The sequence below is a fragment of the Psychrobacter sp. CMS30 genome (assembly GCF_904846565.1).
GTDB classification, from domain to species: domain Bacteria; phylum Pseudomonadota; class Gammaproteobacteria; order Pseudomonadales; family Moraxellaceae; genus Psychrobacter; species Psychrobacter maritimus.
In genome coordinates this window covers 16,022-37,775 of record NZ_CAJHBF010000025.1, presented here as the reverse complement: position 1 = coordinate 37,775, position 21,754 = coordinate 16,022, and the positions used below count along the sequence as shown (strand labels likewise).

Genomic DNA, 21,754 nt, shown 5'->3' with positions numbered 1-21,754 from the left:
ATGCTGGATGAAGGTATTCCTGCTGAATACTCTACCTACCAATGGGCGGTCAATCGTGCGGTTACGCGCGCGCATTCTATGCCAAGTTTGGGTAACGTATTCAAACACAGTTTAAAGAATTTGTTTGATATCTACCTTGGCCTCATTCCTGTAATTTTTGCTATCGGTACCATTGGTCTTGGTTTGGCAGAATACACGCCAGTATTTAATTGGCTGTCGGCGCCGCTCGTGCCATTGCTTGAACTATTGCAGATTCCAGAGGCGGCAGAGGCAGCTCCAGCGATGATTATGGGCTTTGCCGATATGTATCTGCCTGCGTTGGTCGGTAAAAGTATCGAGAGTGAAATGACGCGCTTCATCGTTGGTGCTGCTTCTATTACCCAGATTATCTATATGTCTGAGGTGGGCGCGCTGATTTTGAAATCAAACATCAAGCTTAACGTGTTAGAGCTGTTTTTGATTTTCATCTTACGTACGCTGATTAGCTTGGTGGTCATTACGTCGGTGGCGCATCTACTGTACTAAAACCTGCTGATATATGACGCTAATGGCTATTGATTCTGATGTATGACGATACTACACCCTCAGTCGGTTTTGCCTTGATAAGGTGAAACCGACTGTTTAATTGGCAATATGAATAGGGTCTGTTAATAAGCATTTTCAATAAAAATTAAACCGTAAATAAAAATAGTAAAAGGAAAGCAAACATCATGGACACGACAAACTTTGCATCCATATCAAGAGATATCGCCATACAAGCGATGCAAAATGAAGTTAGGTTAAATGCCGCCTATATCGATGGGGATTGGGTTACTATTGAAGCATCTGATTCAGTAGATGAGCATGCTTTATATGACCCAAGCTCAGGCGAGGTCATTGCAATAACTCGTTTGTGTAATAGCGCAGATGTAGAAAGTGCAGTTAATGCGGCGGCTCGTGCTTATCCGTCTTGGTCGCAAACCGGCGCCAATGAGCGCGCGCATTATTTACAGGCTATTGCAGATACGATGGAGCAGCAGTTTGACAAGCTGGTTGGGCTGTCTGTATTGAATAACGGAAAGCCGATTGCAGAGGCGAAAATAGACGTTAGTGATGCCATTGCCTGTTATCGCTATTATGCCAATCTTATCAATGCGCAGACGACTTGGTCTGAGGTCTCCACCAACGAGACAGGTATACGCTTATTAAAAACCTACGCACCTGTTGGTATTTGCGCCCTTATCGTGCCTTGGAACTTTCCGATGGTGACTACTGCTTGGAAATTAGCACCAGCATTGGCGGCAGGTTGCACCGTACTGTTAAAACCGTCAGAGGTGACACTATTACCAGAATTGATGCTGGGCAATATATTGTCCGCTATTGAGCTGCCAAAAGGGGTGGTCAATATTCTACCGGGCGCAGCTGAAGTAGGCGCAGCGCTGACCAGTCACCCATTCATTGACAAGGTTTCTTTTACCGGTAGTAATATCGTCGGTGAAAAAGTGATGCGCCAAGCAGCAAAAGGTATCAAGGATATCAGTCTAGAGCTGGGTGGTAAGTCCGCCATCGTGGTGTGCGCAGATGCTGATATTGATTATGCCTGTGATTTAATCATGGGCGGTATATTTACCAATGCCGGTCAGATTTGTTCAGCGACCTCAAGGCTGCTCGTCCATCAAGACATTGCCCAGTTTTTATTTGAAACACTGAAAACAAAAACAGAAGGTTTGAAAATTGGCGATGGTTTTGCTGCTGATACGCAAATGGGTCCATTGGTCAGTGCGCAGCAACTTGCGCAAGTCAAAAAATATATCGATATCGCTACCGCCGAAAATCTTAACTGCCTAACAGGTGGCGAGATATTAGAGCGCCAAGGATATTTTGTCACGCCGACCATTTATAGAGATGTACCAGTGAGCAGTCAGTTATGGACAGAAGAAGTATTTGGACCGGTGTTGGTCAGTACCACCTTTGCAGACGATGCACAGGCGATTGAACTTGCCAATGATAGTAAGTATGCCTTGGCAGCGACTATTGTTAGCGCCAATGAGACTGCAGCGTTAGAGATGGCGCTACAAATTCAAGCTGGTCATATTTGGGTTAATGAGCAGCAAATTGTACTACCTGAAGCGGGCTGGGGCGGGTTTAAACAAAGTGGCATTGGTCGCGAGTTGGGTACTGATGGCTTGTCTGCCTATCAGCAGAGTAAGCACGTTTTGCTACCGTCTTAATTGCTGATTTTAGCGCCTATCATTTGAATCACTATGACGTTTATCGCTAGACTTTTCTGTACATAGAGTGATTTTCTATTTCGCTAATAAAAATCCCCTGTTATAGATATTCTATACAGGGGATTTTGGTTAATGCTTAGCAAGAAAATTGTAGACTACCACATTAAATCATCTGGAATGACGTAAGCGGCGTAAGGGTCATCTTCTGCCAGCTCAATCTCTGATTTGTCATTCGATACCACCATAAAGCCTTCTAGCTTGGCGTTGATGCGGTCAGCCAAGGGGCGCGGGAGCAGCGCATAATCGTCTTCTAAGCGCGCAATCACCACATGACCTGCCACTATCTGGTCATAGAGCTTTTGGGTAATATAAATCTTTTTAATTTTAGCGTCGTCAACAAACTGATAGGTGACATCGCCTTGTGTCTCTGTGATTTGGTGTTGCTTAATCATCTGAATAACGTTGGCTCTTAGCATTTTTTCTTCTAAAAGTTGCTGTTTTTCCTGATTGAGCTTTTGGTCTTTTTCTATTTTTTTGGCTTGGGCTTCTGCCAAGGCTTTTTTGGCTTCAAGGTTTGATGCGTCGCCTGTGCGCTTGGCATGCTGTGACTGTTTGCTGATTTTTTTGGCTTTTTTGCTATCCACCAATCCAGCTTTTAAGAGTTGTTCTTGTAGGGCGTTTTTGGCCATGTCTGTATTACCTAAGTGAAATTGCCTAAATCGTAGCATTTAAAATGTTATGGTAACAAATTTTGCCCAGACATGTCATCACATTGAGCGGGCTATCAATTATTTGACGTAGAACTTTGATGAGTAATGGTATAAATTTAGCGAGAGTTAGAATCAGTGTTTAGAATTAGATTTATTAAACCAATTTTTGGTCAATAAAAAAGGTTACCAGTTTCTTGAAAACCTCATATATTCAATAAGTATGGTGAATCTAAGATGAATTTAAGCTATAAATTCATCTTAGATAGTTCGATGGTTATATGGTAAAAATATACTTAAGAAAGATTCTAGACTCTCATATTTGACTTAGGCGGCCGATGTATCTAACTGCACTGCTTGTACTTGACTCTTTTTGCCATCAACCGCAGCATTTAAGTTAACAAGGAAAATCGCAATAGCGGCAATAACACCGGGGATGGCGATAAATAAGAAGTTCGTTTGATGGCTTAGCTCTAGTGTAAGTAGCGCCCCAGTCAAGATAGGACCTACGATAGCGCCAATGCGGCCGATACCTGATGCCCAGCCCATAGCCGTCGTACGTACAGCAGTCGGGTAGTACTGAGCGACAAAGGTATAGAGCAGTATCTGTGAGCCAATAGTGGTTGCTCCTGCAATGGCGATAAGAGTATATAGCACCACCTGAGGGCTATTGTAGCCAAGCAGTATCAACGACACCGCACCTAAAGCAAACATAACGGTCAAAACAGGTTTCAGATGGTATCCATCAGCCAGTACACCGCCACCAATAGCACCGACCATACCGCCGATATTGAGTGCAAATAAGAACAGCATACTAGCACCTAGCGAGTAACCGGCCTGAATCATAAGCTTTGGTAACCAGCTGGCGAGAGCATATACCATCAACAAGCACATAAAGAAGGCTACCCAAAACATAATGGTGGTAAAACCTCTGTTTTTTAGGAATAACGCTTTGATAGGAGCGTCATCGCCTTTGGTTGGTTCATCTAATATTAAGTTGGTTGAAGCCGTGATGGTCTCTTGTGGTGCAAGTTTGCGGACGATTTTTTTGGCTTCATCATGTCTTTTTTCTTTGACCAAATACATTAAGGACTCAGGTAGCATTTTCCAGATAATTGGCAATAGCAGGGTAGGTATTCCTGCAATATAAAACATAATCTCCCAACCGTAATCTACCACCAAAAACGAGCCTAATAATGCTGATGCCATTCCGCCTATCGCGTAACCACTAAACATAATAGCGACCAGAGTACTACGGATACGTTTTGGCGCATACTCAGAGGTCAGCGCTACACAGATGGGCATCACGCCGCCGATACCAAGACCAGCAATGAAGCGTAAAGCAGCAAACTGCATCGGACCATTAGCAAAAGCACCGAAAAAGGTAAAGCTACTGAATAGACCGACGCAGATCATGATGGTCTTTTTTCGACCGATTTTATCAGACAAAGTACCAAAAATCATGGCACCAAACATCATGCCAAAGAGTGCGGCGCTGGCCAGAAAGCCTGCTTGTACCGCGGTCAATGACCACTCCTCCATGAGTAACGGTAGAGCCACGCCATAAATAATAAGATCATAACCATCAAAGATAATGATCAGTAGACACCAAAACAGTACCTTCCAATGAAAAGGAGCAAATTTGGCTTCATCAATAACTTTATTGATGTTTAAGGTTGGTGATTCCATTCGTATTTCTCCATGGGTAATATCCTTATAAGTGTCTAACAAGTTATTGTTTTCTAATGATCAAGTCAAAAACTATCTAAGTATTAGTTTATACCTAGAAGGTATGGATTTTTTATTAAGAGATGGGAGTGTAAGAATGTATAGATAGCTTTGATAAAAGAAGCAGAAAATGAAAAAGATGTTTTCTTTAAGCAAACGCATTAATAACCAATCAGGCTACGGATATCCGTGATATTTGTTTTTTATGAGAAAAATATGTGTTTATTATTAATAGCTAATATCTATTAAAAGATAGGTAAAAAAAGATTGCTCATATATCTAAAAGATATATGAGCAATCTAAATGTGAACAATAGCCGTCATACAAACACCGCCAACATTGCAAATGGCAGTGAGTGTATTTGGACAAAGGCTATAGCACCATTAATGTTCCAAATATTGTCGCACGAGTTGATTAAATGCTTCAGGTTGCTCAATATTTGAGATATGCGAGGCATCGATAGTAGCGAGCGTAGCGTTAGGGATATGATCGACCATATATTGACCATCGGCAACCGTCGTCACTGGATCTTCAGCGCCTGCAAGCACTGTGACAGGCACGCGGATGTTCTTTAACTGCTCGCGAGTATCAGCGACAGATAATGCCTCGCAGCAGCTGGCATAACCCTCGCTACTACCAGCTGCGAGAGCATCAGATAATGCTTTAACGACATCAGGATAATTATCGATAAAACTTGCTGTGAACCAACGCGGAGCAGCGGTAGCGGCGATAGGTTTTAGTCCTTGCTCACGTACCAATTGCGCGCGATCTACCCAAGCCGCTTCATTACCAATCTTTGCGGCGGTATTGCATAGCATCAAGTGATGGAAGCGCTCAGGATGATTGATGGCTAGCCATTGACCAGTCATACCGCCCATAGAGATGCCACAAAAAAATGCTTTATCAATGTTTAAATGATCAAGCAAATCAATCACATCTTGTCCAAGCTGATCCAAACTATAAGGACCTTTTGGTGCGGAAGACTTACCATGGCCACGGGTGTCATAGCAGATAATAAAATAATCGTTTTGTAAGGCATCGATTTGCGGCTGCCACATATGATAGCTGGTACCTAAAGAGTTAGAAAATATCAGAGCAGGATTGCTGTTATCACCAAAAGTGGCATAGTTTAGGGCAATTTCTTGGTTGTTAAATATAGGCATCATTATTATCCTTTTTAGTCCTGACGATGTCCGTGAAATAGTAATGGTGAGTGATTTAATTGATATTTATTAATAGTGCTGCTTAATCGTTAACAACACGCTCAATAATCATCGCGATACCTTGTCCAACGCCAATACACATTGAGCATATGGCATAACGCTTATCAGTTTTCTCAAGTTGATTGAGTGCTGTTAAAATCAAACGTGCTCCTGAGGCACCGAGTGGATGACCAAGCGCAATCGCACCGCCATTCGGATTGACACGCTCGCTATCGTCAGCCAATCCCAAGTCACGCGTACAAGCGAGAGCTTGGGCGGCAAAGGCTTCGTTTAATTCAATGACATCCATCTCATCAAGTGACAGTCCAGTTTGCTTAAGCAGCTTTTTCATCGCCGGTGCTGGGGCAAAGCCCATAATACGTGGCTCAACGCCTACCGTAGTTGAGGCCACAATACGTGCACGCGGCTTTAGATTAAACTCTTTAACGGCTTGCTCTGATGCTACTAAAAAAGCCGCTGCGCCATCATTGATACCTGACGCGTTGCCAGCCGTCACGGTGCCATCTGCGGTGACGATAGGGCGTAGTTTAGTCAACTTCTCAAGCGTGGTATCAGCACGAGGATGCTCGTCAGTATCGACGGTGACAGGATCGCCTTTGCGTTGCGGGATGCTGACTGGAGTAATCTCATCTTTGAAGAATCCTGCCTCTTGCGCCACTGCGGTACGTTGTTGGCTACGTAATGCAAATGCATCTTGGTCAGCTCGATTGATATTGAATTGCTCTGCGACATTTTCAGCAGTTTGTGGCATGGTCTCCGTGCCATATAGCTCATCAAGCTTTGGATTGATAAAACGCCAGCCCATCGTGGTATCTTCGAGCTTTTGACTACGACCAAACGCTTGATCTGACTTGCCCATTACCAATGGCGCACGGCTCATGCTCTCAACACCACCTGCAATAATTAGATGCGCTTCACCCGCTTTAATCGCACGAGTCGCTATCGCTAACGCATCCATTGACGAGCCGCATAAGCGATTCACGGTAGTGGCAGGCACTTGATAAGGTAAGCCAGCTAGTAACGACGACATACGCCCGACGTTGCGGTTGTCTTCACCGCTCTGATTAGCACAGCCGTAGATGACGTCATCTACTTGTACCCAATCGACATTGGCATTACGTTCCATTAGCGCCTTGATAGGGATAGCCCCTAAATCATCGGCACGTACTGGTGCTAGACCGCCGCCGTAGCGACCAAAAGGGGTGCGAATGGCATCGATAATATAAGCGTTGTTTAAACCAGTGGTTGAATCAGTCATCATCCTTGTCCTTTTTATTATTTTGAATTTGTAGCTTCAATTAATGTCGCACCAGTCAATGCTTGCAACTCCGCAAAGCTTAAGCCATCGACCATTTCAGTGACGGCTAAACCTTTATCAGTGACATCAATGACACATAAGTCAGTATAAATGCGATCAACACAGTTTTTGCCAGTCACAGGGTAGGTAAGCTTGCTAACGATTTTAGGGTCGCCAGTTTTGGTGGTGTGATTGGTCATCACAAAGACTCTTTTGGCACCGACGGCTAAGTCCATAGCGCCGCCAACCGCAGGTATTGCATCTGGCGCACCGGTACTCCAGTTGGCTAAATCGCCATTGGCAGCCACTTGAAACGCACCCAATACGCAAATATCGATATGACCACCGCGCATCATGGCAAAGGAGTCGCCATGATGAAAGAAGCTGCCGCCATCGAGCATGGTGACGTACTCTTTTCCGGCATTAATCAGCTCGGGATCTTCTTCGCCTTTAGCAGGTGGTGGTCCAAAAGCTAGTAAACCGTTTTCTGAATGCAAAAAGACATCTTTATCATCCGGTAAGTATTGCGCAATTTTAGTCGGTAGTCCGATGCCTAAATTGACATAGGCACCATCTGGAATATCTTGGGCAGCGCGCTCGGCGATTTGATCGCGGGTCAAAACGGTGTAGGAAGTATGGCTCATGATGATGATCCTTATAATTAGCAGTATTAAGCGGTGGCTGTAGTAGCTGTGCTAGAAAGTTCAGCGCTAGCAGATTCAGTGCTAGCAGGCTGAATTTGCACCACATGCTGCACAAAAATACCCGGCGTAATAACGTGCTCAGGATCAAGCGCGCCAAGCTCAACCGTTTCAGAGACTTGGGCGATAGTAATATCAGCTGCCATTGCCATGATAGGACCAAAGTTACGGGCAGACTTGCGGTACACCAAGTTGCCCCAACGATCGCCTTTATCTGCTTTAATTAAAGCAAAATCAGCCTTAATGGGATATTCAAGAACATAGTCTTTACCATCGATTTCTCGAGTCTCTTTGCCTTCTGCGAGTAAAGTACCAAAGCCTGTGGGCGTATATACCGCACCGAGTCCCATACCAGCTGCTTGAATGCGGCAAGCCAGATTACCCTGTGGTACTAGCTCCAGCTCAATCTTGCCAGCATGATAAAGCTCATCAAATACCCAAGAGTCCGATTGACGCGGGAAAGAGCAAATGATTTTACGCACAGCACCCGTTTTTAAGAGCTTGGCAAGGCCGTGGTCGCCGTTACCGGCATTATTATTAATGATGACCAAATCCTTTACGCCTAAATTAATAAGTCCATCAATGAGTTCAGCTGGTTGCCCTGCAGTACCAAAGCCACCAATCATGATGGTGGCGCCATCTTTGATTTGACTAAGTACGTCAGTGATATTTTTATCTGCTTTGTTAATCATGTTTATATCCTATAAAAAGTCATATGAGTTAGTGTCTTTAAGATTGATAAGCGGTGTACAGGTTGAGTCATTACTCTGACACTACTTAAATTTTTTGTAAGCGAGTTATTCTTAATTGGCTTCATTATTAGAGGTCGTTAATGAGATAGATGATGTTGGTAGTAGGCGTTTTTTGGTCAGAATATAGTGAGCAATCATGCCGATAAGAATGCCCCAAAACACAGAGCTTAATCCCAAAAAGCTCATACCCGATGCTGTCGCCAAAAAGGTAATTAACGCTGCATCTCTTTGCTCATCATTTTTCATAGCAATGGTGATATTGGCAGAAATGGCACCGATTAATGCAAGGCCGGCCAGTGCCGCGACAAGCTCTTTTGGAAGCAAGCTAAATACCATCACGATACTGCCAGCAAATAAACCGCCAAATAAATAGAAGATGCCATTAGCGACACCTGCGATATAGCGCTTTTCCTTAAGTTCATGCGCATCTTTGCCAGTACAAAGCGCGGCTGTGATAGCGGCAAGTACGATAGTGATACCACCAACACATGCAACTGCTAACGAGGCAAGGCTTGTAACACTCACAATAGGCTTGGCTGGCGTGTCATAGCCACTTAGATTTAATATAGCCATACCGGGTAAAAACTGGCCAGTTAGGCTCACAAGGATGAGTGGTATAGCGAGGTTAAACGTTGAGTTCCACGACCATTCAGGTGCAATAAAAGTAGGTATGGTAACGGCTAAATCGAAATGGACAGGGTTCATTTTGCCAAGTAAGACGCTTAAGATAACACCGCATATCAATACCCAGATCATCGTATAGCGCGGCGAAAAGCGTTTGGCTAATAAGTAGCAACCGAGCATGCTAAAGACGATAAATGGCATGCTATCAGTGGCTTTAAATAATTCTAAGCCGAATTGAAATAGAATCCCTGCCATCATGCCAGCGGCAATACCGTTAGGAATCCATTTTAATATTTTGTCGAAGTAACCTGTCGCTCCAACAATAAATATGACAATCGCTGAGATGATATAACCGGCAACAGCTTCATTAATACTCATCTGTGGAAATAGGGTAACCAGTAAAGCGGTACCAGGGGCGGACCATGCTGTAATAACCGGTGTTTTATATTTAATAGATAAATAAATACCAGGAATGGCAGCACCGATGGAGACACCCCAAATCCAAGACGCCATCATGGCATCTGATACTTGTGCGGCTTGTGCGGCCTGAAAAAAAATAATCAAAGGACCCGCATAAGAAATAAGAACCGCTAAGAACCCTGCAACCGATGCGGAGAGCGACCAGTCGTTTTTTAAGGTTTGGATTACAGAGGCCATATTGCTTCCTTGCAAATTAGCATTCGTTACGGGGTTGCAAATTAAGATGCATGCTACTAGATTTATTATTAGCCTTCGTCGCCACCGCCCACAGGAATGGTACTACCAGTAATATAAGAAGACTCATCGGATGCTAAAAACAAGATGGCATTGACTTGCTCATCAATCGTGCCGTAGCGTTTCATAAAGGTGCGATCAATGGTCTGATCAACCACCGCATTCATCCATGATTTTTCATCATCAGTTAATGGTTTGGCGTTACGTGGAATCTTTCTGGGCGGCGCTTCAGTACCGCCAGTTGCCACAGCATTCACACGGATACCATCGTTTGCATACTCAAAAGCGAGCGATGCGGTCATGGCGTTCACGCCGCCTTTCGCTGTCGAATAGGGTATGCGGTTGATACCGCGAGTAGCGATAGAGGACACATTAACAATAGTGCCTGATTGCTGTTTGACCATGGTTGGTAATACCGCATGACAACACCATAATGTTGGAAATAATGAGCGGCTGATTTCCTTTTGGATTTCTGCTTCAGAGAAGCTGGTAAAAGGTTTCATCCATATTGCGCCGCCGACATTGTTGACCAATATATCGATACGCCCATAGCTATCAAGTGCCTTATCAATAGCCTCTTTAGCACCTTGATGGGTTTCAAGGTCAGCTTGAATGGTAACGGCTTCTCCACCATTAGCGATGATTTCAGCCAGCACCTCTTCTACTAATGGAGAAAAGTCTGCCATGACGATTTTTCCGCCCTCACTTGCTAATCGTAATGCGACTCCGCGCCCGATGCCTTGGGCGGCACCAGTAACGATACATACTTTATTATCAAATCTTTTACTCATGACAGTCTCCTAAAAATCTTGCTCATGCTTTGCTAGTAGAGTAATACGGCTAGGCTACGTTATTGTTCACTGGGCGTGAATTTTTCATAGTAAAAATTACTCGGTTTTAGATTGCTGCTGTCTAACCAGTTACTCACCGCATCCACCATCCCTAACGGACCACACAAGTAGACATCGACGTCACCATCGTTCAGCCACTCATTATCAACATGACCGGTAACATAGCCTTTACGCTCATGCTGGCTGTCTTCAGTGGCGACACAGGTGCGGTAGTCAAACCAAGGGTGGTTTTGTTTGACTTCTTCTAGTTTCTCAACTTCTATAAGATCAAAGTCGTTGGTGACGCCGTAGACCATCCTGACAGGATGATGAGCACCAGACACTTCTAAACTTTTTAGCATCGATAAAAAAGGCGCGATACCAGTACCACCTGCTAGAAATAGGGTCGGGCGGATTAGAGGGCGCAGGTAAAAGCTACCAAATGGACCCTCAAAATTAATCTCTTGACCTATAGTCGCAGTATCAGATAAAAAGGTGCTCATTTTACCGTTAGGAATATTGCGGACGACAAATTCGGCCTGATTGGCACTAGGTATAGAGCTAAATGAATAGGAGCGTGTCTCGTTAGAATCAGGAATGCTGACATTGACATACTGGCCTGGCAAAAATACTAGTGCATCTGGATTGTCGACTTCGACGCCAAAGTGAATGGTAGATTCTGACAGTACATTCAGCTGTTGTAGTTTGCCTTTGAATACAGACTTGCCGACTTTGCAGGCTTCAGAGGAGGTTGGTACTTTGATCACGCAGTCGCTTTCTGGAATCATCTGACAGGTGAGTACATACCCTTCAGCAGCTTCAGCTTCTGTCAGTGCATCTTCGATATACATATCAGGGTGCATGTCGTAGCTACCAGATTCACAATGGCAACGGCAAGTACCGCAAGCACCATCTAGGCAATCCACAGGGATATTGAATTTTTGACGATAAGCGGCTTCGGCGACGGTTTCGTCGGCTTCACATTTGATGAAGCCTGTGACGCCGTCTTCGAACTGTAGAGCAATATTATATTCCATGAGAAATATCCCTTTTCAACACGTATTAATTAAAAGCTAGTGGCTAAATAATGAGTGAATAATGATTAGACGTGATAGACGTCCATGATTTGATGCACATAGTCGTCTTTTAAGACCACATACTTATCCAAAATTTTTGGTTGGTCTTGAGTCATGTCTATTTTGTACTGAGAGTAACCCCAATAGGTATTGGTCTCGTGATAGCGAAAGGACTTGTTGATCCAGTTGAAACGCACCGTCACAATACCGTCATTGTCTTCGAGCAATTCAATATTCGATAAATTGTGCGTGGTACGCGTATCAGGAATGGTCGCTGATGAGCGCTCAGTCTCGATGCGGAAGATACGATCTTCAAGACCACGGCGATCCGGATAATAAATCAGCGAGATTTCTCGTTGTGGGTCGCTAATGAGCTGACCATCATCATCCCAACTTGGCATCCAGAAAGGGCAGTCTTCATCATAATAAGTGAGCCATTCTTCCCATTTTTTCTCATCCAATAAACGCGCTTCACGGTATAGAAACTGTCTAATGTCTTCAATGTTAACAGTTGCATTTTTCATGATTGATATCCTTATTTTTTTGTCAGTTCTACAATAAATAGCAGAGTAATAATAAAAATGTATTAGTCGCTATTAGCACCGTGTAGCTGCTGCTCTTGCTCTAGAGCTTTTTTCATCTCTTCATGCCAGTAGCGATGTTGGACGGTATATAACCCTTCGTCTTCAGTCTTAACACCACTCATCAAAGGTTTAAGGTCAATAGCGGCAGCGCCTTCATCTGCACCTTGAATCCAATGCTCAGAGCCTCGGCACATATCATTCCATTCAAGCTTGATACCGTTATAACCTTCTTGACACGAGCGGAACTCTTCTAAGTCATCAGGTGTTGCCATACCAGTAACGTTAAAGAAATCTTCATACTGACGAATACGGCGTGCACGTGCCTCGTCGCTTTCGCCTTTTGGTGCGATACACCAGATACTGACTTCAGTTTTGTCAACCGCGATAGGGCGTAGCATGCGAATTTGTGAGCTGAACTGATCCATGATGTAGACGTTTGGATATAGGCATAAATTACGTGAGCGCCCAATCATCCAGTCCGCCATGGCTTCACCGTAGCTGGCGACATACTCATCGCGATAAGCATAGTTTGGACGGTCTTGTGGGTTTTCCCATTGTGTCCATAACAGCATGTGACCGTTTTCAAAAGAATAAAACCCACCGCCTTGTCGACCCCATTTGCCAGCGTTCATGGCTTTGATATTGTCTTCTTTGACAGCTTCAGTTTCTTTACGGCGCGCAGTTGTCGCAGCGTAGTTCCAATGGACGGCTGATACGTGATAGCCGTCAGCACCGTTTTCAGCTTGCAGTTTCCAGTTACCATCAAAGGTATAGGTTGAGGTGCCGCGTAGAACTTCTAGGCCTTCTGGCGACTGATTGACAATCATGTCAAGAATTTTGGTAGAGCCGCCAAGCCAGTCTTCGATTGGCTGAACATCATCATTTAAGCTGGCAAAGATAAAGCCTTTATAATTGGCCATCTTCACTTGTTTTAGGTCGTGTGAGCCTTCTTTATTGAAGCATTCTGGATAGCCTGCATGTCTTGGGTCTTTAACTTTAAGCAGCTTACCTGAGTTGTTAAAGGTCCAACCATGAAATGGGCAGGTGTAAGTGGCTTTATTGCCTTTTTTATGTCGGCAGAGCTGTGCACCACGATGTGAGCATGAGTTAATCATGCAATGCAGCTCGCCTTCTTTATTGCGGGCAAGAATAACAGGCTGACGACCAATGTATGAGGTGTAGTAGTCGTTGTTATCAGGAACTTGAGACTCATGAGCCAAATACACCCAATTGTTTTCAAAGATGTACTTCATCTCAAGCTCGAACAACTCTTCGTTAGTGAAGGCGCTACGATGCAGGCGATAAATCCCTTTTTCACTGTTCTCTTCTAAAAAATCATCAATAGTGATGTCTGATCCTTCAGGTACTAGATTGATACGCTCGCTCATGGCTGCCTTCCTTGTATAATGACGGTATAAAATGAGATTAGAAGCTAACGTTTGATACGACAACTGAGGACATATCAAACGTAAGTCGCTAATAGTTATTAATGAATGCTATTTAATATGAGTGCTCATTAACCTTGAGCACGGCGGCGTTCTACTTCGCTGCCTTGTATAGCTTGGTCAATGTCTTTTACTAAATGAAAGTCAAAGTCGATACTTGCGTAAGGCTTATCAAGCGCTTTTTCTTTTAGCTTGTCCGCATCTTCGACCATCGTTACCTCTGGTACCAAGCCTTCGCGGCTTGCAAAAGCAAAGTCATCCCATAGGTACTCATCGCCATCGATGTTAATCTGCGTGGTCAGTTTGCGATGACCATCAGCACTGGCAAAGAAATGAATGTGAGCTGGGCGATGACCGTGACGTCCTAGCGCGCCCAATACTTTTTGCGTCATTCCTTCTGGTGGTACCGAGTAACCTAGCGGCACGATGCTGCGGAATGCATAATTTCCGTTTTCATCGGTAATGATGCTACGACGTAAGTTGAAATGAGACTGTGATTCATCAAAGAAAGAGTAGTTACCTAAGCTGTTGGCATGCCACACTTCAACTTTTGCATTTGGAAGAGGCTTTCCATCATCACCATAAACAGTGCCTTGCATAAATAGCACGGTGCCATTGTCAAGGTCAGTGCCATCATCTAGACGCGCGAAGCCTTTTTCTTCTGGCGCACCAGCGACATAGAGTGGACCCTCAATAGTACGTACAGTACCACCGTCAAGACCGGCTGCTTTTAAATCCTCTTCAATCATTAAATCCATGAAGTGATCGAAACCCAAGCCTGGTGATAATAAACCAGCTTCTTTGCCCAAATCACCGATAAACTCAACGCCAGACCAATATTCATCTGCAGTGATTTTTAAGTCGTTAATGGTTTGCATAAGGTCGGTCACGATACGCAAGACAATCTCTTGTACGCGTGGATTGACTTGCTCAGGGAAGTCGATTTTGCCTTTGATGAACTGAGTGGCTAATGCTTCAATTTGGCTGCGTTCCATGTCTCTCTCCTTGTTGAGGACTGTTTTATTAAGGGGTAATTACAGTGAGTATTCTTACTCAGTTTTTATAGGTTCTGATATCAGCTGTACTGGCTTGCTTTAGCTGTCATCACTACGCACAGATGATGGATGACGTAACAATGGTGTCACTTCAACCTTCATGTACGGATAGAGCGGTAATGACATCATAATGTCGTGTAGCTCTTCATTACTCTCAACATCAAAGATACTGAAGTTAGAGTACTGACCGGCTATGCGCCAAATATGACGCCATTTACCTTGCTCTTGGAGCTTTTGTGATAATGCTTTTTCGGTGGCTTTAAGCTCGTTGACCTTGTCGGCGTCCATATCTGTTGGGATTAAGACATCCATTCTGACGTGGTATAACATAATTATTTCCTTATATTTGATGACGGGTAATTTTTTTAGCTGTTACAGTATTTCAGTTTGAGCATTAGTAGCAAGTTGCGGCTTTGATGATTTAAGTGAATTATTGATTGCTTGTTTGGCGTAGTGATAGACTTTATCGCTATCTACTTCGATACCAAGACCTGCGCCCGTAGGTACATTTAAACCAAAATCTTGATAATCAAGAGGCTGTACTAAAACGTCTTCGGTTAATAGTAAAGGACCAAAAAGTTCTGTATCAAAATTTAAACTGGGATAGGTTGAGAATACATGGGCGGATGCGGCCGTACCGATAGGACCTTCAAGCATAGTGCCACCATAGAGCTCGATACCTGCTAGATGTGCCATTTGTCCGATTAAGCATGCTGCTTTTAATCCGCCTGCTTGATTGATTTTCACGGCAAAGACGTCAGCACAATGATCGGCTGCTAAGGTAAAAGCATTCTGAGGATCTTGGACAATTTCATCCGCCATAATGGCCACATCGAAATGTTCGGTTAAGCGTTTTAGTGCGGCTTTATTGCGCATTGAGACAGGTTGTTCTATTAAATCAACGCCACCAGCTTGCAATAGACTAATACCTTGCATTGCCTCAAGCTCTGTCCATGCTTGGTTAACATCAACCGTAATGCGGCAATCAGGCAGCGATTTTTTGATAGCCAATACGTGGGCAACATCATCAATAATCGGATTGCTACCGATTTTTAATTTAAAAATGCGATGGCGCTTTTGCTCAATCATGCGCTTAGCTTCGGCGATATCGGTCGCTGTATTGCCGCTGGCAAGCGTCCATGCCACTTCGATACGGTCACGAACACGACCACCAATCAGCTCACTTACTGGTAGGTTTAGGCGTTTGCCTTCGATATCGAGTAGGGCAGTTTCAATCGCGCACTTTGCAAAGCGGTTGCCATTAATATGAATACTTAGCAGCTGCATGGCTTTTGCTGTGCTAGTAGGCTGTTCTTTTAATAACAGAGGCGTAAAGTAGGTGTCGATATTAGTCTTGATGCTATGAGGGCTTTCTTCTGCGTAGCTTAGACCGCCAATGGTGGTTGCTTCACCCCAACCTTCATAGCCATCTTCTGTTTGAATGTGCACCAACACCAAAACTTGTTCGTTCATAACGGTACAAGCGAGCTTATGAGCTCTTATAGTAGGTATCGGTACCAATAAAGTATTAATTGAACGAATCATAACAGTCCCTATTAAGTTAATGCTGCTTCCTTATGCTTAATAAGAACTATAGTTGCTGTATAACGACATGTCTAAGACCCATTTAGTCTATTATTAATACCTTTTAGGTATTTTGATAACCAACCCGCACCATGTTATGTTCTTTAGGTATCGATAAGCTTATAGATCACTCAAGGAATAACATTCAATGGAATTGAGACATTTACGCTACTTTGTAGCGGTGGCAGAGGAAAAAAGTTTTAATAAGGCAGCAGAGCGTTTGTTTATTTCACAACCACCACTGAGCCGTCAGATAAAACAATTAGAAGAAGAGATAGGCGTCACGCTCATTGATAGGGACAATCGCCCTTTAAAACTTACTGAAGCTGGCGAGTTTTTTTATGATCATGCTCTGCAGATAATAAAAAAATCAGATGATCTGCGTGCTATGACTTTTCGTAAGGGTAATTTTGACAACTCACTCTCTATAGGTTTTGTATCGTCGATATTATATGGCATATTGCCAAAAGTGATTGCGCGCTTCAGAGAGGTCTATCCAAATATAGAAATTAAGTTATATGAATTAAACTCTTGGCAGCAAACACAAAGCTTGGTAGAGGGTAAAATAGATGTTGGTTATGGAAGGTTATTATTCGAAGACGCTTCTATTAGGCGATTACTATTAAGAGAGGAGAGCTTAGTTGTAGCTGTTCCTGTTAAACATCGTTTGGCACAAGAGAAGCAAAAGAGCATTCGTTTAATGGATTTAACCAATGAAAACTTATTGTTATATCCGATGGCACCTCGTCCTAGTTTTATTGACTATGTCTTAGAGTTGTTTGAGGCACGCAATCTAAAAGCAAACTATTTTACTGAGGTACGTGAGCTGCATATTGCGTTAGGGTTGGTAGCAGCAGGCGAGGGCTTGACTATCGTACCAAAAACGCTTGAGCATCTGCGGAGTCAGGAAGTGACTTATATTCCTTTCGAGGACGGGCTTTTAACCTCTCCTATCGTCATGAGTGTGAGGCATTTTGACAAATCAGAGCTATTAAAAACATTGTTGGACGTGACTTATCAGATTTATGATGAAGAAGGGTTTGATTATAAGCGTGAGCAAATTTGAGCACACTCTGCACTCATTAAGAATCCTAATATGAACTCATAAAAGGATAATTTTATGCAAGAATTTCATTATAAAGCCTTACCAGTTGACGTTCATTTTGGGGTGGGAAAGTCAGCTGAAACCAAAGATATATTACTTCAACATGGTTATAATAAGGTATTAGTGATTACGACACCTGGTCAAGAAGAAGCGGGTCGTAAATTGGCAAAAGAACTACAAGAAATCTGTGCAGGCGTGTATCCGCATGCTGTCATGCATGTACCAGTTGACGTGGCGAATAAAGCAGTAGAATTTGCTAAAGAGAGTGATATTGATTGTTGTCTGGCTTTGGGCGGCGGCTCTACAATTGGACTTGCCAAAATAATTGCTTTAAAAACACATTTACCTATCGTTGCCATACCGACTACCTATGCTGGTAGCGAGATGACAGCCATTTATGGTTTGACCAAAAACAATCTAAAAACCACTGGCAAAGACAGTCATGTCCTACCTAAGGTAGTGATTTATGATCCGAAGCTAAACCAAGCATTACCCGCTAAAATCTCAGCTTGCTCAGGTATGAATGCTATGGCGCACGCTGTAGAAGCGTTATATGCTGAGGATAAAAACCCAATCGTCAGCCTGATGGCGATTGAATCTATCAAAGCATTAAAGTCTTCCTTGCCTGTGATTGTCAAAGAGCTCACCAATATTTCAGCCCGTCAAAAAGCAAGCTATGGTGCATGGCTTGCTGGTGTTTGTCTTGGTTCGGTTGGTATGGCCATTCACCATAAAATCTGCCATACCCTAGGTGGCACTTTTAACCTACCGCATGCGCAAGCACATGCCATTACGCTTGCGTATTCAGTACACTACAATCGTAACGCTGATATTGAAGCGATGGATAGACTGACAGAGGCTTTGGACGTCAGCAGCCGTGAAGAAGTTGGCTTGGCAATTTACCGTCTGAACCAGTCTCTAGGTATTGAATTGGCTTTAAAAGATATTGGCTTACCTGAAGAGGGCCCCGCTGATGTGGCAAGGATGGTGTGTGACAGTCCTTATTATAATCCTCGTGAATACAATTACGATGAACTAGAAAGCTTATTACAAAGAGCTTATAAAGGATTACCGCCTGCTTAAGTATCATTATAAATCTGTAGATTTCAAAGTTGAACTACCTCAAAATTATCAGAGAGCACATATTAAACAAGCAGGTTGCTGTGACAATATTATTCGCTAACAAATTGCCAAGTCCACTAACAACCAAGTGAACTGCACTTGTATAAAGTAAGACATCTCGCTGACAACGACTTTGCTGAGCTGTACACATAAGTAATTACCCATGCATACTCTCTCAGCAATTATTCAACCACGTCAGTCATTAACCCGTATTGCGTAGACCCGCTGCCAAAGCATTGATACTACGTATTAATGGATCTTCAACAGCAAGATCATCGTCATTATCTGTAGCGTCTTTTTGTCTGGCACGTTTCAACAACTCGATTTGGATGTAATTAATCGGATCTAAATAAGCATTTCGCCATTGTAGTGACGCGGCAAGGCTTTGCTGATGCGCCAATAACGATGTCTGGTTAAGCAAAGAGTTCAAACCTGAGAAGGTTAGATGATGCTCATCGATTACCGCTTGCATAATCTTTTCACGTAATCCCTCATCTTCACATAACTGACTATAAGCCTGAGCAATGCTCATCTCAGATTTGGTAAACGCCATTTCAATATTACTAATAAATACGTTAAAAAATGGCCAGCAACTGTTCATTTCCCTCATTAAAGCTTCGTCTTCTTTAACGCTATGAAGAGCACTACCTACGCCATACCAAGCTGGTAGGGTAAAGCGCGCTAAAGACCAACCAAATACCCAAGGAATCGCCCGCAAGGTTGTCTTACTTGGCAGGCCTTTATTACGGTGCGCTGGGCGCGAGCCAATATTTAATAAAGAGATTTCCTGCACTGGCGTCACTTGTGAATAGAACTGATAAAACCCTTCGGTATGGTCCGTCAACGTACGATAACTTTGTTCACCCGCATCGGCTAAACGTGCAAACAGTGCTTCGTAATGTGGTAGTTCAGGCGGTTGCACCACAAATCTTGTTGAGCACGCTTTAAGCGTACCAGTGATGCCCATGGTGAGCTCAAACACAGCAGTATCGGTGTTGGCATATTTGGCATAAAGGACTTCACCTTGCTCAGTGACTTTAATTTCTCCATGCAGTGTCCCTGCGGGCTGAGCGGCAATTGCATTATGCGTTGAGCCACCGCCACGACTGACAGAGCCACCGCGGCCATGAAACAGGCGTGTTTTGATACCATATTCAGCAGCGATACGATTGATGGTTTGCTGCGCGCTATAAAGCTGCCATGCAGACGTAATGATGCCGCCATCTTTTGATGAGTCTGAATAACCTAACATGATTTCTTGGGTATTATCTGAGTGCGCAAGCAACCCTCGGTATAGCGGATTGTCCAACACGGCAGGTAAGATCTTATCGATATTTTTAAGATCTTCGATGGTTTCAAACAAGGGTGCGACGGGTAAGTCAGCAGACAGCTGACCTGCATCATCAACCCTGCACAAGCCTGAAAAACGCATGAGTAGCAACACTTCCAATAATTGACTGGCATTGTTGGTCATCGAAATCACATAACTGCCGAAAGTATCTTGCCCGACCAGTTTACGTAATGTGGCCACTGAGTTCATCAAGGCTAATTGTTCACGGGTTTTATCCGTTAAGTTATCGGTATAAATGAGCGGTGTACCAGGCTTTGCAAGTAAACGCGTCAACCACTCTTGGCGCTCGGTTTCACCCAGAGTCTGATAGTCTGGTAAGTTCGAGGCATTGGCGAAAATATCGGCGATCACTTCACTATGATAAGACGACTCTTGGCGGATATCGAGCGCTGCTAGATGAAAGCCGCAGGTTTTGACCAGACGAATCGTATCGAGCAATAAGCCTTCGCCATGTGCTTTGTCATGAGTATTGACACTTTTTCGAATGATGCGTAAATCTTCTAACAGCTCTTGAGGGTTGGCGTAAGCATCGTGTGCGGCGTCGAGGTCTGTACCTTTGCTTTGAATGTGGCGATTGGTCGCTTTTATTTTGGCAAGAATAATCGACAACAATCTGCGGTACGGCTCATTGTTGTAATCGTCAGGATTATAATAAAATACTTTTTGATCGAGGTTGGCGTACGCTTTTATACGAGCATAAATGTCTGGCGCAATATTGATAATCGTATCGCTATGAATAAGCTCACGGCGCAGTTTTTTTAGCAGTACTTGATAATGACGCAGCACGGTATCGGCATGCATCAATACCGCCATCTCTGTGGTGTCATGAGTGACAAAGGGATTGCCATCTCTGTCGCCACCGATCCAAGAGCCAAAGCTCATGAAAGCAGGTAATGGATAGTCTGTTAGCTCTGGATAGATATCAACAATGGCGTCTTTAATATTGCGATAAACCTTTGGAATGGCATTGAATAAACTGGCATTAAAATAATGCAGACCATTATTGATCTCGTCATAGACTAATGGCTTACGCGTACGCACTTCATCCGATGACCATAATAAATCAATCGTTTGCGCCGTTTTCTCTTTTGCTTGTTCGTAGGCAAAGCTGTCTTCTGCAAGATTGTTTAAGGCATCGCTATGAGTAAATAGACTCTGCAATAGATTCATGGTCGTACGGCGGCGTGCTTCAGTAGGATGGGCGGTAAATACGGGTATAAATTTCAGCTGCTCAATCAGCTCTTGCATTTGGGCAGGTTCAATATTGCGCTCACGACACTCTAGTAAAGTACGACGAAACGAGCCTTCCCAGCTTTGATCGGATTGCATACGCAAGGCATGACGCTGCTCGCGTAAGTAATTTTCCTCACTTAGATTTGCTAAAAAGAAATAGATAGAAAAGCTGCGGATGACGTTTTTTAAGGTTCGATTATCTAATGAGGCGATGAAGTCGATGAGTTTTTGTTTGTTCGCTTCGTTAGGCTCACGGCGTTGTTGAATAAAACCTTTACGCAGGGTTTCAATCGTATTAAGTGTTTCTTCGCCCGTCTGGCGAGAAATCGCATCTCCTAGGAATGAGCCTAATAAGCTGATGCGTTCACGTAATACATCGTTATTTATAGTCATCCTTAACCTTCTCATTTAAT

Annotated in this window: 18 protein-coding genes and 1 pseudogene; 4 read left to right on the top strand and 15 right to left on the bottom strand. The window is 43.6% G+C overall.

Annotation, left to right across the window (positions count from 1 at the left end; translation table 11 throughout):
* Together JMX94_RS11620 and JMX94_RS11615 are read left to right on the top strand one after the other, a co-directional pair.
* Positions 1-525 (top strand): annotated as a pseudogene (locus JMX94_RS11620) (YjiH family protein); the annotation flags it as partial.
* Between the two features lie 185 nt (positions 526-710).
* Complete coding sequence (locus tag JMX94_RS11615) at positions 711-2,210, top strand: aldehyde dehydrogenase family protein (RefSeq protein WP_227673621.1); 1,500 nt, start codon at positions 711-713, stop codon at positions 2,208-2,210.
* A 155-nt stretch (positions 2,211-2,365) separates the two neighbouring features.
* On the opposite strand, the gene JMX94_RS11610 is transcribed toward JMX94_RS11615, so the two are convergent.
* The 14 genes from JMX94_RS11610 to JMX94_RS11545 all read right to left on the bottom strand — a co-directional run bounded on the left by JMX94_RS11610 (position 2,366) and on the right by JMX94_RS11545 (position 16,491).
* Complete coding sequence (locus JMX94_RS11610; RefSeq protein ID WP_201565570.1) at positions 2,366-2,899, bottom strand: DUF2058 domain-containing protein; 534 nt, start codon at positions 2,897-2,899, stop codon at positions 2,366-2,368.
* A 345-nt stretch (positions 2,900-3,244) separates the two neighbouring features.
* Complete coding sequence (locus JMX94_RS11605) at positions 3,245-4,606, bottom strand: MFS transporter (RefSeq protein ID WP_201565568.1); 1,362 nt, start codon at positions 4,604-4,606, stop codon at positions 3,245-3,247.
* A 422-nt stretch (positions 4,607-5,028) separates the two neighbouring features.
* Positions 5,029-5,808, bottom strand: a complete 780-nt coding sequence (gene pcaD, locus JMX94_RS11600; RefSeq protein WP_201565575.1) for a 3-oxoadipate enol-lactonase — start codon at positions 5,806-5,808, stop codon at positions 5,029-5,031.
* 82 nt (positions 5,809-5,890) lie between these two features.
* Complete coding sequence (gene pcaF / locus JMX94_RS11595) at positions 5,891-7,126, bottom strand: 3-oxoadipyl-CoA thiolase (protein ID WP_201565574.1); 1,236 nt, start codon at positions 7,124-7,126, stop codon at positions 5,891-5,893.
* A 17-nt stretch (positions 7,127-7,143) separates the two neighbouring features.
* Positions 7,144-7,809, bottom strand: coding sequence for a 3-oxoacid CoA-transferase subunit B (locus JMX94_RS11590; protein WP_201565566.1), 666 nt, complete (start codon positions 7,807-7,809; stop codon positions 7,144-7,146).
* A gap of 26 nt (positions 7,810-7,835) precedes the next feature.
* A complete protein-coding gene (locus tag JMX94_RS11585) occupies positions 7,836-8,558 on the bottom strand; it encodes a 3-oxoacid CoA-transferase subunit A (protein WP_201565564.1) in 723 nt (240 codons plus the stop codon).
* A 111-nt stretch (positions 8,559-8,669) separates the two neighbouring features.
* Entirely contained in the window at positions 8,670-9,899 is a 1,230-nt protein-coding gene (gene benE, locus JMX94_RS11580; protein ID WP_201544689.1) for a benzoate/H(+) symporter BenE, read from the bottom strand.
* A 68-nt stretch (positions 9,900-9,967) separates the two neighbouring features.
* Positions 9,968-10,747: a 1,6-dihydroxycyclohexa-2,4-diene-1-carboxylate dehydrogenase gene (locus JMX94_RS11575; RefSeq protein WP_020443469.1), complete on the bottom strand. Its 780-nt coding sequence runs from the start codon at positions 10,745-10,747 to the stop codon at positions 9,968-9,970.
* Between the two features lie 59 nt (positions 10,748-10,806).
* Positions 10,807-11,823, bottom strand: coding sequence for a benzoate 1,2-dioxygenase electron transfer component BenC (gene benC, locus JMX94_RS11570; RefSeq protein ID WP_011513598.1), 1,017 nt, complete (start codon positions 11,821-11,823; stop codon positions 10,807-10,809).
* 65 nt (positions 11,824-11,888) lie between these two features.
* The gene (gene benB, locus JMX94_RS11565; RefSeq protein ID WP_020443471.1) at positions 11,889-12,386 is read right to left on the bottom strand and encodes a benzoate 1,2-dioxygenase small subunit; all 498 of its coding nucleotides are present in this window, start codon (positions 12,384-12,386) and stop codon (positions 11,889-11,891) included.
* A 62-nt stretch (positions 12,387-12,448) separates the two neighbouring features.
* Positions 12,449-13,834, bottom strand: coding sequence for a benzoate 1,2-dioxygenase large subunit (benA, locus tag JMX94_RS11560; protein ID WP_201565562.1), 1,386 nt, complete (start codon positions 13,832-13,834; stop codon positions 12,449-12,451).
* Positions 13,835-13,962: 128 nt separating this feature from the next.
* Positions 13,963-14,886, bottom strand: a complete 924-nt coding sequence (catA, locus tag JMX94_RS11555) for a catechol 1,2-dioxygenase (protein ID WP_201565560.1) — start codon at positions 14,884-14,886, stop codon at positions 13,963-13,965.
* 99 nt (positions 14,887-14,985) lie between these two features.
* Positions 14,986-15,276, bottom strand: coding sequence for a muconolactone Delta-isomerase (gene catC / locus JMX94_RS11550; protein WP_011513602.1), 291 nt, complete (start codon positions 15,274-15,276; stop codon positions 14,986-14,988).
* Positions 15,277-15,318: 42 nt separating this feature from the next.
* The gene (locus JMX94_RS11545) at positions 15,319-16,491 is read right to left on the bottom strand and encodes a muconate/chloromuconate family cycloisomerase (RefSeq protein ID WP_201565558.1); all 1,173 of its coding nucleotides are present in this window, start codon (positions 16,489-16,491) and stop codon (positions 15,319-15,321) included.
* 187 nt (positions 16,492-16,678) lie between these two features.
* Between JMX94_RS11545 and JMX94_RS11540 the strand changes: the two genes are divergently transcribed.
* Complete coding sequence (locus tag JMX94_RS11540) at positions 16,679-17,596, top strand: LysR family transcriptional regulator (RefSeq protein ID WP_201565556.1); 918 nt, start codon at positions 16,679-16,681, stop codon at positions 17,594-17,596.
* A 54-nt stretch (positions 17,597-17,650) separates the two neighbouring features.
* The gene (locus JMX94_RS11535) at positions 17,651-18,718 is read left to right on the top strand and encodes a maleylacetate reductase (protein ID WP_201565554.1); all 1,068 of its coding nucleotides are present in this window, start codon (positions 17,651-17,653) and stop codon (positions 18,716-18,718) included.
* Between the two features lie 241 nt (positions 18,719-18,959).
* Here the strand turns inward: JMX94_RS11535 and ppc are convergent, their stop codons facing one another.
* Positions 18,960-21,734, bottom strand: a complete 2,775-nt coding sequence (gene ppc, locus JMX94_RS11530) for a phosphoenolpyruvate carboxylase (protein ID WP_201565552.1) — start codon at positions 21,732-21,734, stop codon at positions 18,960-18,962.
* Positions 21,735-21,754: the final 20 nt, after the last annotated feature.